This is a genomic window from Rhodococcus sp. D-6, from assembly GCF_040256695.1.
Lineage (GTDB): Bacteria > Actinomycetota > Actinomycetes > Mycobacteriales > Mycobacteriaceae > Rhodococcus > Rhodococcus pyridinivorans.
Genome location: NZ_CP132970.1, coordinates 2,141,117 through 2,155,916, shown reverse-complemented (window position 1 = coordinate 2,155,916; position 14,800 = coordinate 2,141,117). Strand labels below are relative to the sequence as shown.

Genomic DNA, 14,800 nt, shown 5'->3' with positions numbered 1-14,800 from the left:
CGAAACCGGCCGGATGTTTCCGGTCGGGGGTCCGGGGAGGTCCCGGTGAGGTGCCCGTGCTGTGCGACGGCGCGCGCAGCAACCTAACCGAGTTGAAGACTTTCGGCCAGAGCGGAGATCTCCGCGGGGGTCTTGAGGGCGACGGTGGGCGTGCCGCGCATCTCGCGCTTGGCGATGCCCACCAGCGTGCCGGCGGGGGGAAGCTCGACGATCCGGCTCACCTGCGCCGCGCGCAGGTAGGCGGTGCACAGGTCCCACCGGACGGGCCGGGTGACCTGAGCTGCGAGACGTTCGAGGGCGTCGGCTCCGGAGGTGACGGGCTTGCCGTCGTAGTTCGACAGCAGCGTGTGCGTCGGATCCGATGGTGTGATCTTCGCCGCGGCGGCAGCCACGGCGTCCTGGGCGGGTGCCATGAATCGGGTGTGGAAGGCACCGGCGACCGGCAGGGCGCGGACGCGGGCCTTCTCGGGCGGGTTCGCAGCGAGTTCCTCGAGCGCACTCAGGCGCCCGGCTGCGACGATCTGACCGGCCGCATTCATGTTTGCGGGGGCCAGATCCAACTCGGCGAGGCGCGCGAGCACCTCGTCCTCGGCGCCGCCGAGGACGGCGGACATTCCGGTGGGTTCGAGGGCGCAGGCGCGGGCCATCTCGGCTCCGCGGACGGCGGCGAGGGCGACGGCGTCGTCGGCGCTGATGACACCCGCGATGGCGGCCGCTGCGAGTTCGCCGACGGAGTGGCCGGCGACGATCGTGTCGGCGGGCACGAGGCCGCGACGGTCGAGATCCTCGAAGGCGAGCAGGGCGGAGGCCACCACGAGCGGCTGGGTCACCGCGGTGTCGGTGATCTCCTCGGCGGTGGCAGTGGTGCCGAGACGCGCGAGATCGAGTCCCGCCGTCTGCGACCACCGGTCGATCCGGTCGCGCGCTCCGGACTGCTCGAGCCACGGGGCGAGCATTCCGGGTGTCTGAGACCCCTGGCCGGGGGCAAGCAGCGAAATCACGATCACCAGGGAACACCGCGAACGGGTGCCTGCGAGATGTCGGTAGCGATGAAAGGTTGCCCCTCGATTTGTAGGGTTCCCACAAATCTGCACGTCGGTGCTCGCTATCGGTGGAAAGGCCGGGGACGTTACGTGTCCGATTCGCGAATTGTGAATCGTGTGACAGGTGGTGCAGGCGATCTCAATTCGTTATGGCTTCGTGCCAGGCGGCCTACCGTGGCAGCGATTCGAAGCACGTACGCATCGCGAGGATTTGTGGGATCCCGACCCGTTACTTCTGTGATCCGCTTCAATCGATACCGCACGGTATTTGGATGAACAAACAGCTTCCGGGCGCAAGTCTCGACAGCGCCCCCACTGTCGAGGTATGCGTCCAGCGTGTCCGCGAGGGACGGCCCGGCGGCTGCGAGCGGGGCGACGACGAAGTCCTCGAGCGCGGCGATCGCGCCGGGATCACCGAGCAGCGCACGTTCGGGCAACAGCTCGGCGGCGTGCACCGGCCGGGGAGCCCCCGGCCACCCCACGACCGCCTCCATGCCGGCGAGCGCTTCGACGGCGGAGACGTGTGCGGTCGCCAGCGTCGGTGTCGTCGGACCGATCACCACCGGATCGTCGGAGAACGCGCGCATCAACTCGGAGCGGAAGTCCGCCGCGTCGACCGTCCCGTGCAGTTCACCGCTGACCACCATCACCAGGCGTTCGCCCTGCACCACCGCGAGAGCCGCGCGACCGTGCTCCTGGGCGACGGTGTGCACGGTGGTGATCACCGAGACGCCCTGGTCGGGCGGGGGAGTACCGACTATCACCGTCGCCGGGGCGGTCGCGTCCCAGTTGAGGGTCGCGGCCCGCGACTGCATGTCGGGCCCGGTGTCCCCACGCACCACGGCGTCGACGACGAGGGCCTCGAGCCGCGTGTCCCAGGCGCCCCGCGACTCGGCCGCCCCCGCGTACACCGCCGCGGCAGCGAAACCGAGCTCGCGCCCGTACCGCAGGATCGCCTCGGTGAGCGCCACGAGCTGTTCCTCGTTGCGGGCGAGGGCCGGCAGCCACTGCTCGAAGAACTCCATCGCCGCGCGGACCATGTCCACCGTCTGGCGCAGCGTCAGTCGCCGGGCGAGATCCTGCGGGATCATCTGGAAGGCGTCGAGGCTGAAGCGCAGGTCGCTGTCGGGATTGCGCACCCACTCGAGGAAGTCGACCACCGACGTCTGGATCACCAGCTGCACGGTCGACCGCTGCGACGCGTCGAGATCGGCGAAGAAGGGCAACTGCTCCTGCATGACGTGTACCGCTTCGGTGGACAGTCGCCCCGAGAACTGCTTGACCCGACGGAGCAGCGCGTCGGGCAGCGGTGCCCGCTCGGGACGGGACGGCGGTACCGGGCGTTCCCTGTGAACGCCCGGTACCTGCCCGGTCCGGCGGGGTTGCGGCTCGTCGACCATGGGACGAAAGTACCCGGCGCCCGCGACCCGGCCGGTCACGCCACTCGGACGTGACCGGCGGACGGATCAGGCGACGCCCGGATCCGCCATCGAGACCGGGGCGGCCGTCACGTCGTCGATCTTGTAGGTGCGGGCCGCCTCGACGGCCTTCTCACGATCGATCGCGCCTTCGCGGCCGAGTGCCGAGAGCACCGCGACCACCGTGGACTCGGCGTCGATGTTGAACACGCGGCGGGCGGCGCCACGGGTGTCGGAGAAGCCGAAGCCGTCGGCGCCGAGCACCGTGTAGTCGCCCGGAACCCACTTGCGGATCTGATCGGGCACCGCGCGCATCCAGTCGGACACCGCGACGAACGGACCCGCCGCGTCGTTGAGCACCGACGCGACGTACGGCACCGAGGCTTCCTCACCGGGGTTCAGCAGCGCCTGGCGGTCGCACTCGACGCCGTCGCGGCGCAGCTCGCCCCACGAAGTGACGGACCAGACGTCCGCGGACACTCCCCATTCGTCGGCGAGCATCTTCTGCGCACGCAGCGCCTCGGGCATCATCACGCCCGAGACCAGGATCTGCGCCTTCGGACCCGACTCCGGTCCCCGCTTGTACAGGTAGATGCCCTTGAGAAGGCCCTCGACGTCGAGATCCTCCGGCTCGGCCGGCTGCGAGTACGGCTCGTTGTAGATGGTGATGTAGTAAAAGACGTCCTCACCGCCGAAGCCGTCGACACCCTCCGTGCCGCCGTACATCCGCCGCAGACCGTCGCGGAAGATGTGGGCGATCTCGTAGGAGAACGCCGGGTCGTAGGTGACCGCGGCCGGGTTGGTCGACGCGAGCAGCAGCGAGTGCCCGTCGGCGTGCTGCAGGCCCTCACCGGTCAGCGTGGTGCGACCGGCCGTCGCGCCGAGGGCGAACCCGCGTGCCATCTGGTCGGCCGCCGCCCACAGGCCGTCGCCCGTGCGCTGGAAACCGAACATCGAGTAGAAGATGTACACAGGGATCATCGGCTCGCCCTGCGTTGCGTAGGACGTCCCGACCGCCGTGAACGACGCCGTCGAACCGGCCTCGTTGATGCCCTCGTGCAGGATCTGCCCGACTTCGCTCTCCTTGTAGGCAAGCATCAGATCGGCGTCGACCGAGGTGTACAGCTGACCGTTGCGGTTGTAGATCTTCAGCGACGGGAACCACGAGTCCATACCGAAGGTGCGGGCCTCGTCCGGGATGATCGGCACGATGCGCTTGCCGATCTCCTTGTCGCGCAACAGTTCCTTGAGCACACGGACCGTCGCCATGGTGGTGGCGACCTCCTGCTTGCCCGAACCCTTGCGGACGACGTCGTAGGTCTTCTCCGCGGGCAGCGCCAACGGCTTCGCGGTGGTGCGGCGCTCCGGAAGGAAACCGCCGAGGGCCCGGCGACGCTCGAGCATGTACTGGATCTCGGGCGACTCGAAGCCGGGGTGGTAGTACGGCGGCATCTTCGGATCCTTCTCGAGCTCTTCGTCCGAGATCGGGATCCGCTGGATGTCGCGGAAGTACTTGAGGTCCTCGAGGGTGAGCTTCTTCATCTGGTGGGTCGCGTTGCGGCCCTCGAAGTGCTTACCGAGCGTGTAGCCCTTGATGGTGTGCGCGAGGATCACCGTCGGCTGACCCTTGTGCTCCATCGCCGCCTTGTAGGCCGCGTAGATCTTGCGGTAGTCGTGGCCACCGCGCTTGAGGTTCCAGATCTGCTGGTCGGACAGGTCCTTGACCAGTTCCTTCGTCCGCGGGTCGCGGCCGAAGAAGTGCTCGCGCACGAACGCGCCGTCGTTGGCCTTGTAGGTCTGGTAGTCGCCGTCGGGGGTGGCGTTCATGAGATTGACCAGTGCGCCGTCCTTGTCGGCGTGCAGCAGGGCGTCCCACTCGCGGCCCCACACGACCTTGATGACGTTCCAGCCGGAGCCGCGGAAGAACGACTCCAGCTCCTGGATGATCTTGCCGTTGCCGCGCACCGGGCCGTCGAGACGCTGCAGGTTGCAGTTGACGACGAAGGTCAGGTTGTCGAGACCCTCGGTGGCCGCGACGTGCGCCAGACCGCGCGACTCCGGCTCGTCCATCTCGCCGTCGCCGAGGAACGCCCAGACGTGCTGATCGGAGGTGTCCTTGATGCCCCGGTCGTGCAGGTAGTGATTGAACCGTGCCTGGTAGATCGCGTTCATCGGGCCCAGGCCCATGGACACGGTCGGGAACTCCCAGAAGGTCGGGAGCAGGCGCGGGTGCGGGTACGAGGGCAGGCCGCCGCCGAGCGAGGCGTGGCTGTGCTCCTGACGGAAGCCGTCGAGCTGCTCCGTGCCGATGCGGCCCTCGAGGAAGGCTCGGGCGTAGATACCGGGGGAGGCGTGGCCCTGGATGAAGACCTGGTCGCCGCCGCCGGGATGGTCCTTGCCGCGGAAGAAGTGGTTGAAGCCGACCTCGTACAGGGCGGCGGACGACGCGTAGGTGGAGATGTGACCACCGACGCCGACACCCGGGCGCTGCGCGCGGGTGACCATGATCGCCGCGTTCCACCGGATGTACGCGCGGAAGCGACGCTCGACCTCCTCGTCACCGGGGAACCACGGTTCGCTCTCGGTGGGGATGGTGTTGACGTAGTCGGTGGAGGTCAGGGCGGGAAGGGAGACCTTGCGCTCGTTGGCACGCTCGAGCATGCGCAGCAGCAGGTAGCGCGCGCGGGTGGGGCCCGCGGCCTCGAGCATCCCGTCGAACGACTCGAGCCACTCTTCGGTCTCCGCCGGATCGATGTCCGGCAGATAGGAGGCCACACCCTCGCGGATCACCCGGACACGGTTGTCCTTGGTCGATGCCGGCTTGGCCGAGGAATCCGGTCCCGACGCGCCCGGTGCGGCGCCTTCTCGGGAGTCGGATCCGTGGATCAGGTCTGTCAACGTCTGCTCCTCATCGTGGTGGGCGCGTAGGTGGAGCGCCCTCTCCGTCGGCCGGCTCTTGTGGGAGCCGACGCAATCGACATCTGAACATGATGCACCCCTCATCTTCCCCCATCCGCGACGAAGGATCACGCCGTGGCCCGGCCAACAGGACGGAACGGACACCGTGCGAGGCGGTGCAATGGGTCCCTCTGGAAAGATTCTCCCGCTTTTCCCAGCGATTCGGGTTGCGTTGAGGCCCGCAACGATGTTCGCTTTGACCAATTGATCGTCACGCCGGTACGCGGATCCGATTCGCGCACCACAACCCTTAGGAGGAGCCACCGTGGTCGCCGCGGCGGATGCCAAGAACTATGTCTCCAAGCTCGGTATCACTCACGACCACGTGGTGCAGGAACTCGGTTGGGACGAGGACACCGACGACGAGTTGAGAGCTGCGATCGAAGAGGTCACCGGTACCGAGCTGCTCGACGAGGATTCCGACGAGGTCGTCGACGTCGTGCTGCTGTGGTGGCGCGACAGCGACGGCGACCTGGTCGACGCCCTCATGGACGCGATCGGCCCCCTCGCCGACGAGGGCGTCGTGTGGGTGCTCACCCCCAAGACCGGGCGCCCCGATCACGTCGAGCCCAGCGAGATCGCCGAGTCGGCCGCCACAGCCGGCCTCACCCAGACCACGGCCACCAACCTCGGTGACTGGATCGGCAGCCGCCTCGTCCAGCCCAAGGCCGGCCGTCCCCGCCGCTGAACCGGCTCCCGGAACGTAAGGATCCATACGCATGCCGATCGCCGTGGGCGCCGAAGCCCCCGATTTCACTCTCAAGGACCAGAACAACCAGGAGGTGACGCTGTCGAGCTTTCGGGGCAGCAAGAACGTGCTCCTGGTCTTCTACCCCCTCGCCTTCACCGGCGTCTGCCAGGGCGAGCTGTGCGCCGTCCGCGACGACCTGCCCACCTTCGAGAACGACGACACCGCCATCCTCGCGGTGTCGGTCGGCCCGTCGCCGAGCCACAAGATCTGGGCAGCCGAGCAGGGCTACACCTTCCCGCTGCTGTCCGACTTCTGGCCGCACGGCGAGGTCGCGCAGGCCTACGGTGTGTTCAACGAGAAGTTCGGTTTCGCCAACCGCGGCACGTTCGTCATCGACAAGGACGGCATCGTGCAGTTCGCGGAGGAGAACCAGCCCGGAGAGGCCCGTGACCAGGGAGCTTGGGCCAGAGCGCTCGCCGCGCTAAAGTCCTGATGCGAAGTCGGCGGCACCTGCCGCCGTCTTTCGGGCGTGTAGCTCAGTGGTAGAGCTCTGGTTTTACACACCAGCGGTCGGGGGTTCGAAACCCTCCGCGCCCACAATCACATGTAGCGATTCCGGTGGATCCGGCCACCGTCTAGCGGGGTCCGATCCACACAAATCCCCTAGACGTCAGTCGCGCGGTTCCGCCGCGGTGCGGTAGGCGACGTTCAGCAACTCCACGAAGTGGTCGTCGAGTTCGTCGACCGACGAGACGCTCAGCCGGTGCGTCGTCACTGTCCCCTTCTTCGGGAACGCCTCACGCAGCGTCGCGTGGTGGATGCGCCGCGGCAGATCCAGGGCCACCTCGAGACGCGAGGCGTAGACGAACGCCGCCGCGAACGGGCGGCCTCGCGACCAGGAGATCTCCGACGCGTGGACGTGCTCGGTGACGTCGCCGCCGAGGTCGAGGATCATCGCGCGCACGTGCCGGAACACATCGACGGCGGCCGGATCCTTGTCGGCCAGGTAGTCGTCGACGGTCGCGTACATCGGGAGCTCCTCGAATCGGGGCAGGGTGGTCGGCTCGGTCACCGCGGCCGGCCGTATCGATCGGCGAGCTTCTCGCTCGCGGTGCGCGGTGCCGCTTCCGCCGGGGCCTCTGCTGCGTCACCACCGTCTTGCGAACCCTTGGACTTCCTACGTTCCCGCAGCTCGGCCCACACGAAGTAACCCAGACCCAGCGGGGCCATGATCCCGAACGCCAGCCACTGCAGGCCGTAGGACAGGTAGGGGCCCGAATCGAGCTGGGGGAGCGGGATCACGCCGAGACCGCCGGGCTGGTCGGCGTCGAGCTGCAGGTAGACGTCCTCGAGATCGAGACCCGTGACGGACGCGACCTGCGGGGCGTCGATGAAGTACACCTGCTGGTAGCCGTCGTCGACGAAGGGGGCCTTGTCCTCGACCGTTCCCTCGGACATCCGGATGCGGGCGTCGAGGGTGACGGTGCCGGACGGCGCGGCTGGAATCTCGGGGATCTCGGTGCCGCGCACGGGCCGCACGTACCCGCGGTTGACCAGGATCGTTCCGCCGGAATCGAGGACGAACGGGGTCAGCACCTCGTAGGCCGGCCGCGACTCGACGTTGCGCAACCGCACGAGCACGTCCGACTCGGGCAGATAGGAGCCCTGCGCCAGCACCCGGCGCCACTCGTCCTCGATCGTCGGACCGTCGCCGCCCAGCAGTTCGCCGACGGGAACCGGATCCTGTGCCATCGACCCAGCGATGCGACCGTTGCGGTCTTCGGTGTTCGTGTTCTTGCCGAGCTGCCACGGCGCGAGGACCGTGAAGCACGCGTAGGCGAAGCCGACGACCACCAGTGCCAGGACCAACCAGCCGGGGCGTAGGAGAAATGTCAATCGGCGCACAGATCCACGGTAGCCGGTGAGGTGCGTCTCACTGCTGCCGCACCCGCTCGAGCAGGCCCGGAACGGCGGCTTCGATCTGCTCGCGGACCTGCTCGAACTCGTCGAGGGAGCCGTAGTACGGATCGGGCACGGAATCGTCGTCGGCGTCGGGATCGAACGAACGCAGCAGCACACGGCGATCGGACGGGACACCGAGCTGCGCCAGCGCCCGCTCGTGGGTGGTGGTCATGGCGACGACGAGGTCGGCCGACAGGTGCTCGGCACCGAGCTCGGCGGCGCGGTGACCGGTGGGATAGCCGTGCCGCTGCAGCACCGCGTCGGTGCGTGGATCCGCCTCGGAGCCGACGTGCCAGCCGTGCGTGCCGGCGCTGCTCACCCGGACCCGGTCGTCGAGTCCCTCCCGCCGCAGGTGCTCGGCGAAGATCTTCTCGGCCATCGGCGACCGACAGATGTTGCCGGTGCACACGAAGGTCACGTGGAAGCGGTCGTCAGCGTCCACCCGTGAGTACCTCCCGCAGTTCCTCGACCGAGGCGGTCGTCCGCGCCGCCGCACGACCCTCGGTCTCGGTCCCGTAACCCCACTCGACGAAGACCGTGGGGATGCCGAACCGGCCTGCACCGTGGATGTCGTGCTCGCGGTCGCCGACCATCACCACACCGGTGGTACCGCCCGCTTCGGCATCCTGCGGATCGATCCCGAGAGCGGCGAGGCTGTGCGCGACGACCTCCCACTTGTGCCGCCGGGCGCCGTCGTCGCTCGCACCACCGATGAACTCGAAGTATCCGGTCAGACCGAAGTGGTCGAGGATCCGCTCGGCGAACGCCTGGGACTTCGACGTCGCCACCGCGAGGCGACTCCCGGCCCCGCGCACGGCATCGAGCACCGCTTCGATGCCGTCGAAGACCGCGTTCTCCGCCCAGCCGGTCGCGGAGTAGTAGTCCCGGTAGGCCGCGAGTCCCGCAGCGACCTGCTCCTCGTCGAGCCCGAGATTCTGCAGGGTGTCGCGCATGGGCGGTCCGAGCAGCCACTGCAGGTCGCCGTCGGGCGCCTCGAAACCGGTCGTCTCGGCGGCGTGGAGGAACCCGTTGATCACCCCGGTTGCGGAATCGGTGAGCGTGCCGTCCAGATCGAACAGGACGACGGGAGCGGGGAGCACGAGCGGCTGGGTGGCAGCGAGAACGGTCACCGGGCCATTCTCCCCGTTCGTCCGGTCTTCCGCCGCGTAGGGTCGTGCGCGTAGGAGAGAGCGGATCAGCTGGAGGTGGACGTGACGGCGGCGACGCTGCGTGAGGTGATCGACGTTCTGGAGACGGCCTACCCGCCGTCGCTGGCGGAGAGCTGGGACTCGGTGGGACTCGTCGCCGGCGACCCCGACGAGCCGGTGCACAAGGTGCTGCTCGCCGTCGACGCGACCGCGGCCGTCGTCGACGAGGCGCTCGAGTGGGGTGCGCAACTGCTGCTCGTGCACCACCCGCTGTTGCTGCGCGGAGTGGACACGGTGGGCGCGCACACCCCCAAGGGTGCGCTGATCCACCGCCTCATCCGCGGCGGTTGCGCCCTGTTCACCGCGCACACCAACGCCGACCGCGCGAACCCCGGAGTCTCGGACGCCCTCGCCGGAGCGCTGGGCCTGACCGGCCTGCGACCGCTCGAGGCCAAGCCCGAACCCGCGACCGACAAGTGGGTCGTCATGGTGCCGTCCGACGCCGCCGACACGGTGCGCGCGGGACTGTTCGCGGCGGGCGCGGGTGCCCTCGGCAACTACCGCGAATGCTGCTGGTCGACCACGGGCACCGGCCAGTTCCGCCCGGTCGACGGCGCGGACCCGGCCATCGGCTCGGTCGGTGACCTCGAACGCGTCCCCGAGGACCGGATCGAGGTCATCGCCCCGCGCCGGTCGCGCGCGGCGGTGCTCGCGGCCCTGCGCGACGCGCACCCCTACGAGGAACCGGCCTTCGACATCATCGAGCTCGCCGACCTGCCGAGCGATCGCGGGCTCGGCCGGGTGGGGGAGCTGCCGCAGACCCGCACGCTGCGCGAGTTCACCGCCGACGTCGCCGCCGCTCTGCCCGCCACCGAGTGGGGTGTGCGCGGCGCGGGCGACCCCGACCGGCCGGTGCGGACCGTGGCGGTGTGCGGTGGATCCGGTGATTCTTTCCTCGGGCTCGCCACCGCGCACGGTGTCGACGTCTACGTCACCGCCGACCTGCGGCACCATCCCGCCGACGAGCATCTGCGCGCCGGGGGTCCCGCGCTGGTGGACGTCGCGCACTGGGCGAGCGAGTACCCGTGGTGCGCGCAGGCCCGCGACGTCCTCGATAGGGCGTTCGCCGATCGGGACGGCTGGCAGGCGCGGGTCAGCGAGTTGCGCACCGATCCCTGGACGACCGCGGCGGGCGCGGTACGGTAATCAGCTACGACACGTCCCGCGTGGCCGCCGACTCCCGGTCCACCGACACACCATCGAAAGCAGGAACCACCCGAGTGAACGTCGAACCCACCGTGCAGGCCAAGCTGCTGTCCCTCGCCGCCGTGGACGCAGAGCTGAACCGCCTCGCGCATCGCCGTCGGACACTGCCCGAACAGCAGGAGGTGGACCGCTTGCAGACCGAGCGCAACGCGCGCAAGGACGCCGCGGTGGCAGTCGAGATCATCCTCGACGACCTCGACCGGGACATCCGGAAGCTCGAGGGCGAGATCGAGGCCGTGCGCATGCGCGCCGACCGCGACCGGTCGATGCTCCAGAGCGGCTCGGTGGGATCGAAGCAGCTCACCGAACTGCAGCACGAGCTCACCAGCCTCGAGCGTCGCCAGGCGGCACTCGAGGACGACCTGCTCGAGGTCATGGAGCGTCGTGAGGCGTCGAAGGCCGACCACGACCACGCCGGTGCGCGGGTCTCGCAGGTCGACGACCAGCTCGGCGACGCCGTCCGGGCCCGCGACGAGGCGCTCGCCGACATCGAGGTGGCCGAGCAGCGGTGCCGCAGCGACCGCGAGGCACTGCTCGCCGTCTTCCCTACGGAACTGATGACGCTCTACGAGAAGCAGCGCGAGAAGTCCGGCATCGGCGCCGCACTGCTGCAGGCCCGCCGCTGCGGCGCGTGCCGTCTCGAACTGGACCGCGGTGAGATCGCCCGGATCGCGGCCGCACCCGCCGATCTGCTCGTCCGGTGCCCGGAGTGCGACGCGATCCTGGTCCGCACCAAGGAATCCGGACTGTGACGACGGTCGTCGTCGAAGCGGACGGTGGTTCTCGCGGGAATCCCGGACCGGCCGGTTACGGTGCCGTGGTCTTCGATGCCGACCATCGGACCGTCCTCGCCGAACGCCAGGCGAGCATCGGGCGCGCGACGAACAACGTCGCCGAGTACAAGGGTCTGATCGCCGGTCTCACGGCCGCCGCCGAGCTCGGCGCCGACGAGGTGCACGTCCGCATGGATTCCAAGCTCGTCGTCGAGCAGATGAGCGGACGGTGGCAGGTCAAGCATGCCGACATGATCCCGCTGGCCGCGCAGGCGCGGGAGCTCGCCGGCCGGTTCCGCACCGTCGACTTCACGTGGATCCCGCGTGCGGAGAACGCCTACGCCGACCGGCTGGCCAACGCCGCGATGGACGCGGCCGCCGAAGCGCTGCTGGACGTCGCGTCCGACACTGTGACGCGTCCCGTGGCGCCGTCGAATGCGGGGGCCGAGAACGTCGCCACCCCGCCGGCCGTGCCTGTGCCCGATCCGGCAGTGCCGCCTTCACCCGGCTGGACCGGTGCGGTCGGGTCACCGACCCGTCTTCTGCTGCTGCGTCACGGGCAGACCTCGCTGTCGGTCGAGCGTCGCTACTCGGGGCGGGGCAACCCGGAGCTGACCGAACTCGGTCGCGACCAGGCGGTCGCCGCGGCCAGGCGACTCGGTGCCCGCGGCGGGATCACCGCCGTGCTGGCGTCACCGCTGGGGCGAGCGCGGGAGACGGCCGCTGCGGCCGCCGACGCCCTCGATCTCCCGGTGACGGTGCACGACGGGCTGATCGAGACGGATTTCGGCGACTGGGAGGGTCTCACCTTCGCCGAGGCCGCGCGTCGCGATCCCGAACTGCACCGCCGCTGGCTCGGCGACACCTCCGTGCGACCCCCGAACGGCGAGAGCTTCGACGAGGTCGCCAAGCGGATCGCCTCGGTGCGCGACGACCTGCTGACCGACTACGTCGGCTCGACCGTGCTGGTCGTCTCGCACGTCACGCCCATCAAGACGTTCCTGCAGATGGCGCTCGAGTCCGGCCCGTCGCTGCTGTACCGCCTGCACCTGGATCTCGCGTCGCTCAGCATCGCCGAGTTCTACGCGGACGGCGGCTCGTCCGTGCGGCTCGTCAACGACACCTCGCACCTGTGAACCCGTAGCGGTCGCGAAACGACAAGTGGCCGCGCAGACATGTCGGGGGGTTGTCTGCGCGGCCACTCATCAGGTCTATCTGTCGGCCGACTGAGGGTGTTACACGGTCCCGAGAAATTCTTCCGGCGGGATGTCGGGCGGTGCAGCCGGACTGGGATTCCCGGCCGGAGAACCGCTGATCGAGCCAGTCGAGGCCTTCGACGACGGCCGGGAACATGCCGATCAGATGGCCCGTCCCGGTCTTCGTCAGAACGGGTCCGACGTCGTAGCGGCGGTAGGTGACGTCGGCGCCGGCCGAGCACCACTTGTCGACCATGGGGTCGACCCCTTGGACGAGCACGAAGTCGTCGCCCGTGCTCTGCGCCACGAAGACCGGCATTGCCGGGGCGCGGTTGCTGAGTTGCTGCTCGACGACCAGCGACGCCCACGGCTCGTCGCCGAGATGAAACCGTCGACGACCCAGCCGATCCCGCCGGAGAGCAGGGATCCGTCGCCGGCCACGGCGAGGTCGCCCAGGTCGGCGGGCGGTGAACCGGCCACGGCGCCGACCACCGACAGTTCGGGGCGTACGTCGCGGCGAGTTCGGCGGCCGAGGCGGATGCCATGCCGCCCTGCGAATATCCCCAGAACGCGATCGGGCCGTCGGGGTCGAGACCGCTGCGGTACATCACGCGGGTGAAGGCCGCGTCGAGGACGGCCGGGGTTTTCGGGACGACGGCGGCGACCGACGATGCGGTGCGCAGGACGTCGCCGAGCGGCGCCGTCTCGAAGGCCGGAGGGGACGTGTAGAAGTCGGTATCGGACTCGGCGGTCTCCACCGTCGGTGTGGTCGCGAGGAGTGCAGCCGCGGCGATCGAGGCGAATGCTCCGGTGCGTCTGCGCATCCTGGACCTTCCGGCGGGCCGAATGTCGAGGAGGGACGCTACCTGCAGTCTGTACGCAGGTGCGATGGCCGGCGACGTGCCCTGTCAGGCCAGTCGACGCAGCGTGTTGAGGTTCCGGACGGTCGTCGTCGCCTTGTTCCGGGCCGAACCCGACTGTTTCCCCACGGCACTGTCGAGCGTCGAGCCCTTCACGACCTGCCAGTAGAGGACCCTCTTGCCTACCTCGATGCACTCGAGATTCGGATCGAGATCGTCCGACAGGGCGGCCAGCGATTCGAGTACGGCGGGATCGGAGACGAACACGACGTACGAATGCCGGTCGGCGCGTGCGTCGTCGAAGGGATACGCCTCGACGACCCGCGCGAGATACGACTGCTCGACGACGAAGGTGTAGGCCTCGTAACCGAACCGCTCGGTGAGTGCGGCCTCGATCCGGGCCTTCGCGGTGGCGGGGTCGTCCTCGGAGTCGAAGAGCACGTTGCCGGACGCGAGTACGGTGCGGACGTTCTCGAAGCCGAGGCCGACGAAGACCTTCTTCAGATCGGCCATCCGGATGCGGATGCCGCCGACGTTGATTCCGCGGAGCAGGGCCACGAGTCGCGTCATGAGTGCACCGTAGTTGGCGGCGCCGATACGCCGCGGGATAGTCTGGTCGAGCGAACGAGTCGGCCGGGCGGCCGCGGAGCAGGGAACCGGTACCGGATGGGGCCAGGCCCTGAATCGAGGAAAGTCCGGACTCCACAGAGCAGGGCGGTTGCTAACGGCAACCCGAGGTGACTCGCGGGACAGTGCCACAGAAAGCAAACCGCCTGCCGTACGGCAGGTAAGGGTGAAAGGGTGCGGTAAGAGCGCACCAGCGCCCCGGGTGACCGGGGCGGCTAGGTAAACCCCGCCCGGAGCAAGGTTGAAGGTCGCACCGCGTGCGGTGCGGCTGCGCAGGTGTTCGAGGGCTGCTCGCCCGAGCCTGCGGGTGAACCGCTCGAGGTACCCGGCGACGGTGTGCCCAGATGGATGGTCGCCACCCCGTTTCGGCGGGGGACAGGATCCGGCTTACAGGCCGGCTCGTTCGCCCGGCGTCTCCCGATCCCACCGCGTTGCTACCGGTCGGGTCAGATCGGATAGATGACCAGCAGGTGCGCCCAGTAGGAGGCCGCATCCGGACCCAGCCAGGGCAGCAACGCGTCGTAGAGGATGTAGGACATGGCGTGCTCCTTCGTTCGGACATCGAGCACATGCGCGTTCGGACATCGAGCACATGTGTGCGGCCCGACAGTACCGCGCCACGCCCGCCGACGGGTTGCCCGTACACGAGGACGTCGTTCGGGCACACTGAGACCATGAGCGACGACGGCTGGTACTACGACGTGCGTACGGGGAAGGTCTCCCAGGGCAAGGATCCGCACGCCCTCAACCGCATGGGGCCCTACCCGGATCGGGAGACCGCTCAGCGGGCGCTGGAGATCGCGGCAGAGCGGAACAAGGCGGCCGACGCCGCCGACGACGACTGGAAGAACGGTTGAG

15 protein-coding genes, 1 tRNA gene, 1 other RNA gene and 1 pseudogene are annotated in these 14,800 nt (G+C 69.0%); 8 read left to right on the top strand and 10 right to left on the bottom strand.

Features of this window, described 5'->3' with window-relative positions:
• Nucleotides 1-83: 83 nt before the first annotated feature.
• From RBB84_RS10135 to aceE, 3 genes are all read right to left on the bottom strand, one after another.
• A complete protein-coding gene (locus RBB84_RS10135) occupies nt 84-1,001 on the bottom strand; it encodes an ACP S-malonyltransferase (protein ID WP_024101330.1) in 918 nt (305 codons plus the stop codon).
• Nucleotides 1,002-1,129: 128 nt separating this feature from the next.
• Nucleotides 1,130-2,443: a helix-turn-helix domain-containing protein gene (locus tag RBB84_RS10130; RefSeq protein ID WP_006554439.1), complete on the bottom strand. Its 1,314-nt coding sequence runs from the start codon at nt 2,441-2,443 to the stop codon at nt 1,130-1,132.
• Between the two features lie 66 nt (nt 2,444-2,509).
• On the bottom strand, nt 2,510-5,359 hold the full coding sequence (gene aceE, locus RBB84_RS10125; RefSeq protein ID WP_033097778.1) for a pyruvate dehydrogenase (acetyl-transferring), homodimeric type: 2,850 nt from the start codon (nt 5,357-5,359) through the stop codon (nt 2,510-2,512).
• Nucleotides 5,360-5,684: 325 nt separating this feature from the next.
• On the opposite strand from aceE, the gene RBB84_RS10120 reads away from it, so the two are divergent.
• The 3 genes from RBB84_RS10120 to RBB84_RS10110 all read left to right on the top strand — a co-directional run bounded on the left by RBB84_RS10120 (nt 5,685) and on the right by RBB84_RS10110 (nt 6,707).
• Nucleotides 5,685-6,107, top strand: coding sequence for a DUF3052 domain-containing protein (locus RBB84_RS10120; protein WP_006554437.1), 423 nt, complete (start codon nt 5,685-5,687; stop codon nt 6,105-6,107).
• 31 nt (nt 6,108-6,138) lie between these two features.
• The gene (locus tag RBB84_RS10115; RefSeq protein WP_006554436.1) at nt 6,139-6,603 is read left to right on the top strand and encodes a peroxiredoxin; all 465 of its coding nucleotides are present in this window, start codon (nt 6,139-6,141) and stop codon (nt 6,601-6,603) included.
• A 32-nt stretch (nt 6,604-6,635) separates the two neighbouring features.
• Nucleotides 6,636-6,707, top strand: a tRNA-Val gene (locus tag RBB84_RS10110).
• 73 nt (nt 6,708-6,780) lie between these two features.
• Here RBB84_RS10110 and RBB84_RS10105 read toward each other — a convergent pair.
• Genes RBB84_RS10105 through RBB84_RS10090 form a run of 4 tightly spaced genes read right to left on the bottom strand, consistent with a single transcriptional unit; the run spans nt 6,781 to nt 9,202 of the window.
• Nucleotides 6,781-7,182 (bottom strand): DUF5655 domain-containing protein, encoded by a 402-nt coding sequence (locus RBB84_RS10105; protein WP_006554434.1) that lies wholly within the window; start codon nt 7,180-7,182, stop codon nt 6,781-6,783.
• Nucleotides 7,179-8,015 carry an SURF1 family protein gene (locus RBB84_RS10100; RefSeq protein WP_033097779.1) on the bottom strand — a complete coding sequence of 279 codons (837 nt, stop codon included), beginning with the start codon at nt 8,013-8,015 and terminating at the stop codon, nt 7,179-7,181. The genes RBB84_RS10105 and RBB84_RS10100 overlap by 4 nt, the downstream gene beginning before the upstream one ends.
• A gap of 28 nt (nt 8,016-8,043) precedes the next feature.
• Entirely contained in the window at nt 8,044-8,514 is a 471-nt protein-coding gene (locus RBB84_RS10095) for a low molecular weight protein-tyrosine-phosphatase (protein WP_033097780.1), read from the bottom strand.
• On the bottom strand, nt 8,504-9,202 hold the full coding sequence (locus tag RBB84_RS10090; protein ID WP_033097781.1) for an HAD hydrolase-like protein: 699 nt from the start codon (nt 9,200-9,202) through the stop codon (nt 8,504-8,506). Before RBB84_RS10090 ends, RBB84_RS10095 begins: the two co-directional genes overlap by 11 nt.
• Nucleotides 9,203-9,283: 81 nt before the next feature.
• On the opposite strand from RBB84_RS10090, the gene RBB84_RS10085 reads away from it, so the two are divergent.
• The 3 genes from RBB84_RS10085 to RBB84_RS10075 all read left to right on the top strand — a co-directional run bounded on the left by RBB84_RS10085 (nt 9,284) and on the right by RBB84_RS10075 (nt 12,395).
• Complete coding sequence (locus RBB84_RS10085) at nt 9,284-10,426, top strand: Nif3-like dinuclear metal center hexameric protein (protein WP_197481771.1); 1,143 nt, start codon at nt 9,284-9,286, stop codon at nt 10,424-10,426.
• A 74-nt stretch (nt 10,427-10,500) separates the two neighbouring features.
• Nucleotides 10,501-11,238, top strand: a complete 738-nt coding sequence (locus tag RBB84_RS10080) for a C4-type zinc ribbon domain-containing protein (RefSeq protein ID WP_033097783.1) — start codon at nt 10,501-10,503, stop codon at nt 11,236-11,238.
• Nucleotides 11,235-12,395 carry a bifunctional RNase H/acid phosphatase gene (locus RBB84_RS10075; protein WP_033097784.1) on the top strand — a complete coding sequence of 387 codons (1,161 nt, stop codon included), beginning with the start codon at nt 11,235-11,237 and terminating at the stop codon, nt 12,393-12,395. The genes RBB84_RS10080 and RBB84_RS10075 overlap by 4 nt, the downstream gene beginning before the upstream one ends.
• Here RBB84_RS10075 and RBB84_RS10070 read toward each other — a convergent pair.
• From RBB84_RS10070 to RBB84_RS10060, 3 genes and pseudogenes are all read right to left on the bottom strand, one after another.
• Entirely contained in the window at nt 12,373-12,762 is a 390-nt protein-coding gene (locus RBB84_RS10070) for a hypothetical protein (RefSeq protein ID WP_350247443.1), read from the bottom strand. The genes RBB84_RS10075 and RBB84_RS10070 overlap by 23 nt on opposite strands.
• A 131-nt stretch (nt 12,763-12,893) precedes the next feature.
• A pseudogene (locus RBB84_RS10065) lies at nt 12,894-13,063 on the bottom strand (lipase family protein); the annotation flags it as partial.
• Nucleotides 13,064-13,363: 300 nt separating this feature from the next.
• Nucleotides 13,364-13,885, bottom strand: coding sequence for a DUF1697 domain-containing protein (locus tag RBB84_RS10060; protein ID WP_019289801.1), 522 nt, complete (start codon nt 13,883-13,885; stop codon nt 13,364-13,366).
• 55 nt (nt 13,886-13,940) lie between these two features.
• On the opposite strand from RBB84_RS10060, the gene rnpB reads away from it, so the two are divergent.
• Together rnpB and RBB84_RS10050 are read left to right on the top strand one after the other, a co-directional pair.
• Nucleotides 13,941-14,348: RNase P RNA component class A (gene rnpB / locus RBB84_RS10055), an RNA gene on the top strand.
• A 268-nt stretch (nt 14,349-14,616) separates the two neighbouring features.
• Entirely contained in the window at nt 14,617-14,799 is a 183-nt protein-coding gene (locus RBB84_RS10050) for a hypothetical protein (protein WP_006554424.1), read from the top strand.
• The last annotated feature ends 1 nt before the right edge of the window (nt 14,800 follow it).

What these genes read in the sequence shown, in the direction of transcription:
- RBB84_RS10060 (WP_019289801.1), bottom strand. Translation starts at nt 13,885, where the DNA reads ATGACGCGACTCGTGGCCCTGCTCCGCGGAATCAACGTCGGCGGCATC.
- RBB84_RS10130 (WP_006554439.1), bottom strand. Translation starts at nt 2,443, where the DNA reads ATGGTCGACGAGCCGCAACCCCGCCGGACCGGGCAGGTACCGGGCGTT.
- RBB84_RS10115 (WP_006554436.1), top strand. Translation starts at nt 6,139, where the DNA reads ATGCCGATCGCCGTGGGCGCCGAAGCCCCCGATTTCACTCTCAAGGAC.
- RBB84_RS10050 (WP_006554424.1), top strand. Translation starts at nt 14,617, where the DNA reads ATGAGCGACGACGGCTGGTACTACGACGTGCGTACGGGGAAGGTCTCC.